This is a genomic window from Tolypothrix sp. VBCCA 56010 (genome assembly GCF_050875635.1).
Taxonomy (GTDB): Bacteria; Cyanobacteriota; Cyanobacteriia; order Cyanobacteriales; family Nostocaceae; genus Hassallia.
This window is the reverse complement of the sequence record NZ_JBPAOH010000240.1, coordinates 1-7,559: the sequence shown is the minus strand read 5'-3', so window position 1 is coordinate 7,559 and position 7,559 is coordinate 1. Positions and strand designations below refer to the sequence as shown.

The 7,559-nt window shown below is 42.8% G+C and carries 9 protein-coding genes; 5 read left to right on the top strand and 4 right to left on the bottom strand.

The window, feature by feature from the left end; translation table 11 throughout:
- The coding region (locus tag AABK37_RS39070; protein ID WP_432556774.1) for a hypothetical protein at positions 1 to 215 on the top strand (215 nt) is incomplete at its 5' end.
- A gap of 187 nt (positions 216 to 402) precedes the next feature.
- Here AABK37_RS39070 and AABK37_RS39065 read toward each other — a convergent pair.
- Together AABK37_RS39065 and AABK37_RS39060 are read right to left on the bottom strand one after the other, a co-directional pair.
- A complete protein-coding gene (locus AABK37_RS39065; RefSeq protein WP_432556775.1) occupies positions 403 to 933 on the bottom strand; it encodes a helix-hairpin-helix domain-containing protein in 531 nt (176 codons plus the stop codon).
- Between the two features lie 14 nt (positions 934 to 947).
- Positions 948 to 1,322, bottom strand: a complete 375-nt coding sequence (locus AABK37_RS39060) for an NINE protein (protein WP_432556773.1) — start codon at positions 1,320 to 1,322, stop codon at positions 948 to 950.
- 541 nt (positions 1,323 to 1,863) lie between these two features.
- Here AABK37_RS39060 and AABK37_RS39055 point away from each other — a divergent pair.
- The gene (locus tag AABK37_RS39055) at positions 1,864 to 2,187 is read left to right on the top strand and encodes a DUF1825 family protein (protein ID WP_432556772.1); all 324 of its coding nucleotides are present in this window, start codon (positions 1,864 to 1,866) and stop codon (positions 2,185 to 2,187) included.
- A gap of 12 nt (positions 2,188 to 2,199) precedes the next feature.
- On the opposite strand, the gene AABK37_RS39050 is transcribed toward AABK37_RS39055, so the two are convergent.
- Positions 2,200 to 2,358: a hypothetical protein gene (locus tag AABK37_RS39050; protein ID WP_432556771.1), complete on the bottom strand. Its 159-nt coding sequence runs from the start codon at positions 2,356 to 2,358 to the stop codon at positions 2,200 to 2,202.
- 28 nt (positions 2,359 to 2,386) lie between these two features.
- Complete coding sequence (locus AABK37_RS39045; protein WP_432556770.1) at positions 2,387 to 4,321, bottom strand: transglycosylase domain-containing protein; 1,935 nt, start codon at positions 4,319 to 4,321, stop codon at positions 2,387 to 2,389.
- A gap of 141 nt (positions 4,322 to 4,462) precedes the next feature.
- Here AABK37_RS39045 and tyrS point away from each other — a divergent pair, with 141 nt between their 5' ends.
- The 3 genes from tyrS to AABK37_RS39030 all read left to right on the top strand — a co-directional run bounded on the left by tyrS (position 4,463) and on the right by AABK37_RS39030 (position 7,473).
- Positions 4,463 to 5,689 (top strand): tyrosine--tRNA ligase, encoded by a 1,227-nt coding sequence (tyrS, locus tag AABK37_RS39040; RefSeq protein ID WP_432556769.1) that lies wholly within the window; start codon positions 4,463 to 4,465, stop codon positions 5,687 to 5,689.
- Between the two features lie 164 nt (positions 5,690 to 5,853).
- Positions 5,854 to 6,567, top strand: coding sequence for an orotidine-5'-phosphate decarboxylase (gene pyrF, locus AABK37_RS39035; protein ID WP_432556768.1), 714 nt, complete (start codon positions 5,854 to 5,856; stop codon positions 6,565 to 6,567).
- 216 nt (positions 6,568 to 6,783) lie between these two features.
- Entirely contained in the window at positions 6,784 to 7,473 is a 690-nt protein-coding gene (locus AABK37_RS39030) for a hypothetical protein (RefSeq protein ID WP_432556767.1), read from the top strand.
- The last annotated feature ends 86 nt before the right edge of the window (positions 7,474 to 7,559 follow it).

Sequence of the window (7,559 nt, the reverse complement as noted above, 5' to 3'; positions counted from 1 at the left end):
CTTCTGAAGCTCAAGTTTCACCTTCTGAAGCTCAAGTTTCACCTTCTGAAGCTCAAGTTTCGAGTTCGGAACTCGAAGTTTCACCTTCTGAAGCTCAAGTTTCGAGTTCGGAACTCGAAGTTTCACCTTCTGAAGCTCAAGTTTCACCTTCTGAAGCTCAAGTTTCACCTTCTGAAGCTCAAGTTTCACCTTCTGAAGCTCAAGAACATATGTAGGGTGTGTTATGCCGTAGGCTAACGCACCAAAACCTTGAGATGGTGCGTTAGACGTTCCGTCTAACACACCCTACAAATACCTAGATTTTTTGAAAATTAAAATCGGATTGCTATAGTAAGCAATTTATCGCTTATCTTAAGCACTCTTCGTGGTAACTACGGGCTTAAAGTTACGTTTGTCGTGAGTTTAAAACCTGAGATAATACATTAATTGCGCGATCGCATCACCAGATATATTCAACCTCTGCTGAAAATCTATTAAGTTGCGATAATGTCCCGTTGATGAACGATTTTGTACTATCGCTTCAGCCAAAGACGCATCTATAAAAGGAATTTTTCCTAGATTCTCAACCGTTGCCGTATTAATATTAATTTGCGTAGGATTGCTTAAAGCTTCGTCGTCATAATAACTAAAATCTAGAATCAGCTTTAGTGGTTCTAGTCGTTGCGCTGGTATACTCAAAGCAGCGGCAATATCTTCAATACAGTAAAATTTCACACCAACACGCGACAGTTCGACAAGCGATCGCGCTTGATGAATCGATAAACCCGGTAAACGCAACCAATCATCAACAGTTGCTTGATTTGCATCAATCCGGATACCCAATTGTGCAGCGATCGCAATCTCTTCCCCAGATTGTAGTCGATAATAAGGATCGTTAAGCAGCCGCGAACGGAGTTTTTGCAACCTGGGATTCAAAGGTAGCCAATTGTTCATCATTTTCGCACTTTTCAGGTAATTTGGTCTAACAATTGGCGGCGTTTTTGCTCAAATTCGTATTCAGAAATTAACCCATCTTGGCGAAGAGTATCCAGCGATCGCAAAGCTTCAGCCATAGCAGTTATCCGATCGCTATTCGCTTGTAAATTTTTTACGGCTGACTTACCTAAATTAAAATTACGATCGAAAGCTTCTTCATCTTGCGCTAAATACCAAACTCCCTCAATTGCGCTAGCTACCTTGGGAATCGGTGTCCAGGAAAGCAACACATATAATAAACCCCATAAAGGCTGTCCCAAATAAAATTTATGTAATCCCGAAATTGTCAGCGTGCCAGAAAAAGCTAAAATGGCAGCTATGCTTCGGCTTTTTCGCTTAATCAACATATTCCCAATTAATTTATCACTACCACAGTTCTGACACAACTAGAGCGATCGCTTTGCCAACGCTCTTTTCAATGCTACAATGTAAACACATATTTAGGAGCGCAAGTTCCACATCTTAAGCTTTGCGTCGTTCGCCTTGGTCTCCCAAAGAAAGATGGGAAACTTGCGCTCTCCCGTTGGGTCACACGAACACAAGCATTCAAGTACGATGTTTATTTTAGACTTTACTCGCTTCAAAGTCGCGTAGTTGAATAACTTGGAGAAATGTCTGCACAATCAGTGAGATTTTTTGAGCAAGCGATGGCTTCATAGCCAAAGCGAAATCTTAATCATTTCATAAATCTTATTCTCAAAAAACCCACTGCTAGCTTAAGTTATTGGACAGCAAGAAAAACTTCTCAAGTCAAGTGTTGAAATTTCGGTAAAAAACCGTACTCAAACCGAAGCTTCTTCTGTAGATTAGTTCCCTAGACTAAAATTAAACTATAAAGGCAAAAGTATACGCGCTCTGAGTATTGTAACTCAGTTGAAGATGGGAAAAATGGGATTCTTTGATTCTGATATAGTTCAGCAAGAAGCGAAGCAGCTGTTTGAAGATTATCAAGCGTTGATCAAACTTGGCAACAATTACGGCAAATTTGATCTCGAAGGTAAAAAGCTGTTTATTGAACAAATGGAAGCGATGATGGATCGATATCGCATCTTTATGAAGCGCTTCGAGCTATCAGAAGATTTTATGGCGCAAATGACTATGGAGCAGATTAAAACACAGTTAGATCAGTTTGGCGTCACCCCGCAACAAATGTTTGACCAAATGAACCTAACTTTACAACGGATGAAAGCCGATTTAGCAAAGCAGGCTTAGAGAAGTTAGTTGTTAGTTGTCAATGGGCATTGGGCATTGGGCATTGGGCATTGGGCATTGGGCATGGGGCATGGGGCATTGGGAATTGGGAATTGGTAATAATTCTTTCACATGAGTCTTTTTCCCCATTATCCATGCCCCATGCCCCATGCCCCATGCCCCATGCCCCACTACCCACTATCCACTATCCTTGCTCCTCCTAATTATCATTGTCATTCGATTTAGGGCGAGGAAACTGGGATGGAGACTTGAAGTTCTCCGCAGGTGTATTCTTCAAAGCTTTTTGCATAAAATCGCGCCAAATCGGTGCTACCATCACACCACCTGTTGCACCGCTTGCTAATTGTCTATTGTCGTCTCTACCCACCCAAACAGCAGTCGTTAACTGCGGTACAGTACCGACAAACCAAATATCCTTTTCAGAGGAAGTTGTTCCCGTCTTCCCAGCAGCCGGACGACCGATCGCCGCATTTTTACCAGTACCATTAGTAATAACCGATCGCATTACATCGATAATTGCCGCCGATGCCCAAGGATCGAGAACTTGCTGAGGTTTCGGCGTGTTATCTAGCAATACATTACCACTACTATCAGTCACGCGGACAATTACCGTTGTTGGCGACTGCCAGCCATAATTAGCAAAGGTTGCATAAGCGCTAGCCATTTCCAAAGGTGTGACACCAATCGCACCTAGAGGCAAAGAACTCACTGGTTCCATCGGACTCATAATTCCTAAAGTCCGGCAGGTTTCGATAACTTTATTCATCCCTACAGCCTTACCAACTTTGATGACTGGGATGTTGCGAGACTGCGATATGGCAGTGCGAATCGACATCGCGCCCGAAAAGCCACCATCATAGTTTCTTGGATAGTACCAACCGTCACCATCACGGTAGCCGACTGGGGCATCTACCACCGTCGAATCTGGCCCAAACTTACCACTGGCAAAACCAGCATAGTAAACAAACGGTTTAAAAGAAGACCCAGGCTGACGTTGAGCTTGAGTTGCTCGATTGAACTCACTGGTTTTCGCATCCACACCCCCCACCAATGCTTTCACAAAATGGGTGCGGGGGTCAATTGCCACCAATGCCATTTGATTCTTATATAAACCTTGTCCCAAGAGGTTTCCATGCCACTTGACGACAGTTTGCTCTGCCATGCGTTGAAAGTCAGCATCAACTGTGGTTTGTACGCGCATCCCACCTTTAATTAAGGCGTCACGTCCAAACTTTTTCGCCAACTCTTGCGACACCGCATTGGTAACATAAGGTAAAGCACTACCTTGAAACGACCTAATTTTACCAAGTTTAATTTCTTGCTTGAGCGCTTCGTCGTACTCTTCTTGGGTGATCCAGTTCAATTCCCGCATCCGTCCTAAGACTTCTTTTTGTTTTTGCTTTGCCTTAGCCATGCTGACAAACGGACTCAATTCTTCAGGTGCTGGAATCAAACCCGCCATCATCGCCGATTCACCGATAGTTAAACTTTCGGCGGACTTGTTAAAATAACTGCGAGCTGCGGTTTGCACGCCATAATTGTTATGACCCCAATACACTTGATTGAGGTACATTTCTAAAATTTGGTCTTTGCTGAGAATTTGCTCTAAGCGAATCGCTAGAACTGCCTCAGCAATTTTACGGGTAAAAGCACGCTTGCGAGACAAAAATAAATTTTTCACCAATTGCATGGTGATGGTGGAACCACCTTCCTTGACTCCACCAGCCGCCCAGTTTGTCACCACAGCACGTCCAACCCCACTGGGGTTAATTCCATGATGATTGTAGAAGTGACCATCTTCGCTTGCCAATACCGCCCGTTTTAAATTTGGCGAAATTCTATCTAACGATACGACTTCCCGGTTAGCTTCTCCGTGAACACTGGTTAAAAGTTTACCTTTAACGTCATAAATGTAAGTAGTTTCTGATGGAAAAAAGTTACGTAATTGTCTCACATCAGGCAAGTTGCGGAAACTAACGGCTAAACCCACTAGTCCTCCCGCGACAATCGAACTTGTTAGCATAGTCAGGGATAAAAGAGTGCCGCCAGTTACCTGACCTACTCCTTTAAAAAAGTCAAAACCTGATGATGCCTGACCTTGCGGTTGTTTTTCTTCAAAAGTCCTAGACGACACGGCGATTCCACTTCCTCACTTGTAAATATAACTGTAATTTATTCGGCGAAGCAAGGCGGTTATTTTTTTGCAATTATAGTAGTTTGGCAGATCGCTTAGATGACAAATTGCCAGTAAAAATAACTAACTCAACTTCTCGCAATGCAAAGCATAACTAATATTCAGTCTTCTAGTATGGCGCAAAATTTTTCTTGGCTACATCGTGGATTAACTGAAATTTTCCCACACAATAGTAATTCTGACAGTGAAAGTGAAAGTTTAGAAAAGCTCTTGGCAACTACAGACCGACCTTTAAGGGTAAAATTCGGAATTGATCCTACAGGAGCAGAAATTCACTTAGGTCACAGCATTCCTGTGCGGAAACTGCGAAATTTTCAAGATGCCGGTCACACAGCAGTGCTGATTATTGGCGATTTTACAGCTCGCATTGGCGATCCGACTGGTAAATCTGAGGTACGACGCCAACTGACAGAGGTAGATGTAGCGCAAAACGCCCAAACTTATCTTGACCAAGTGCGTCCGATTTTAGATTTTGACACACCAGGGAGATTAGAGGTACGTTATAACTCCGAATGGCTCTCTAAACTTGACTTAGGAAAAATTTTAGAGTTACTTGCCACGATGACGGTGGGGCAGATGCTAGCAAAAGAAGGCTTCGCCGAACGTTATAAGAAAGAGAATCCAATTTTCCTTCATGAGTTCCTTTATCCATTGATGCAAGGTTATGATTCTGTGGCAGTGCAAGCTGATGTAGAATTAGGTGGTACTGACCAGAAATTTAACTTGGCTGTTGGGCGAGATTTACAACGTCATTTTGGGCAAAGACCGCAATATTGTGTACTGTTACCTATTTTAAATGGTCTTGACGGTGTACAAAAAATGTCTAAATCTTTGGGTAATTATGTCGGTTTGTCAGAACATCCATCACAGATGTATCAGAAGCTGCAACAGGTTCCGGATAATTTGCTGGAAGATTATTTTAAACTGCTGACGGATTTAGCTTTAGACAAACTACCAGAAAAGCCACGCGATCGCCAACAACTTCTCGCTTGGGATATTGTTCGACAATATCATGGCGAAACAGCCGCTAACGAAGCAAGAGAAGCGGCAAAAACAGGTGGACAAGGTGGTGCAGTCCCAGAATTCTCGTTATCACAGGTGCAGTTTCCTGCTAAGTTATTTTCTATCCTCAATGTTAGCGGTTTGTGCAAAAGTGGCAATGAAGGTAGGCGAAAAATTCAAGAAGGTGGGGTGCGCTTAAATGGCGATCGCATTACGGATATTGATACTACTTTCGATTCGCTAACTGATTTAGAAGGTAAAGTTTTGCAAGTTGGTAAAAATAAGTTTGTCCGCTTAGTGCCTTAGTTATTTGCTTGCTGTGATAGTTGAATACTTATTTAACGAACCGCAAAGGCACGTTCGCGTAGCGTCTCCGAAGGAGAAGGACACGTTCGCCCTTGGCGTCTTTGAAGGAGAAGGAAGAAAATAAGTAATGTTACAAAGCAAAAGCAGTAAGGGTGAAACTACATATGAACGTTAAGGAGCGGATTATAGTTCCCTTAGATGTGTCGGATGAAGATAGTGCGATCGCTTTGCTGGACAAACTTGAGCAAGTTACTTTCTTCAAGGTTGGTTTGGAGTTGTTCACCAGCACTGGACCGAAAATTTTAGATTTGCTCAAATCCCGCCAAAAGCGCATTTTCCTCGATTTGAAGTTTCACGATATCCCGAATACTGTCGCGGGTGCTTGTCGCAGTGCCGCTCGTTATGGTGTGGATTTGCTGACAATTCATGCTACATGTGGAACAGACGCGCTGAAAGCAGCTTCAGAAGCCGTACAAGAAGAAGCCGCAAAAGTCAATATCAAGCCGCCAAAGTTAATTGCGATCGCTTTGTTGACGAGTATTTCTTCTCGGCAATTGGCGTTTGATTTAAAGATTCCTCTAGAATTGCCAGAATATGCACTTGCAATGGCGCTGATGGCTCAAGAAACTGGGTTGGATGGGGCAGTTTGTTCGCCGCAAGAGGTAGCACAATTGCGGCAAACTTGCAAGGATGATTTTTTGTTAGTTTGTCCGGGAGTTAGACCGACTTGGGCAGATAAAGGAGATCAAAAGCGATCGCTCACACCAAAACAAGCGATCGCTTCTGGAGCCGATTATCTCGTAATTGGGCGTCCAATCACCGCCGCAGCCGATCCACAATTAGCTTGGTCAAGAACTTGTGAGGAGTTAATAAATTAGGACTTACGCACTCATGTCATCAAAACCTTGAATTTAGGTAGGGGCAATTCATGAATTGCCCCTACAAGACTTTAGGAAAAGCGCTCATTCCTATATTAGACAAAGGAGAAATAAAACTATGAAGGCTTTTCGGAATTTGTTTAGGGACTGGAATTTAACTTAAAAATTAGTAGAACTTGTTGAAAGCTAAACTCAAGCAGAGCGATCGCATTCATTATGTTTTTTGTCTCCCTATTTTTATCGTTACATTTTCTCTCGTCGTTCCCAGTCTCAGACTGGGAACGCACATCTGGAGGCTCTGCCGCCAAAGTCATATATAATCTGAGGCAGCAGCCCACAGTAGGCATTCCCTGGCACCAGAAAACGAGAAAGCTGTTTGCCAGTGGTTCTCAACCTATACAGACAACGGATACAGGCAAAGAAAAATCTTTTTGTTCAGAGCAAAGTATAGAGAATTTAATTACACCATTATTGCGGGATTTACCTAGTTATGCTAATCGCGCCAGTCAACGCGCCCGCCGTTTGAAAAGAAAAACGGACGTTTACAGTTACATGGCTCTGGCAGGAAAACCTGATTTTACTCCGTTGCCGCTGAACGCTGGTATTAATAATACAGATGCGCTAAAAAGCTCTGACGAAAAAGTGGAGCAAGTGTTTTTTACTACTTTAGAGCGGCAATACATACGTGGAAAAGCGGTGCAATTGCAAGAATTTCACTGGCTGTTTTTAACGAAAAGCCAGAGTGGTTGGCGGATGGTAACGATGTTTTCGCAAATTGGTTCTTATCCAGTTATCAAAAATCCGCCAACACCTCCACGCGATAGTAGTAATGGTACTGTTGCTCAAGGAATTAATGCTTGGTTGCGAGATTGTCGAGCGGGAAGTATACGTATTGTAAAACTTTAAACAAAATATAGTCTAAAATCATCAAATATATTCAGATATCCCGAATGTGGTATATTAATTTCAAGTTGTAAATAATCATCATGTGT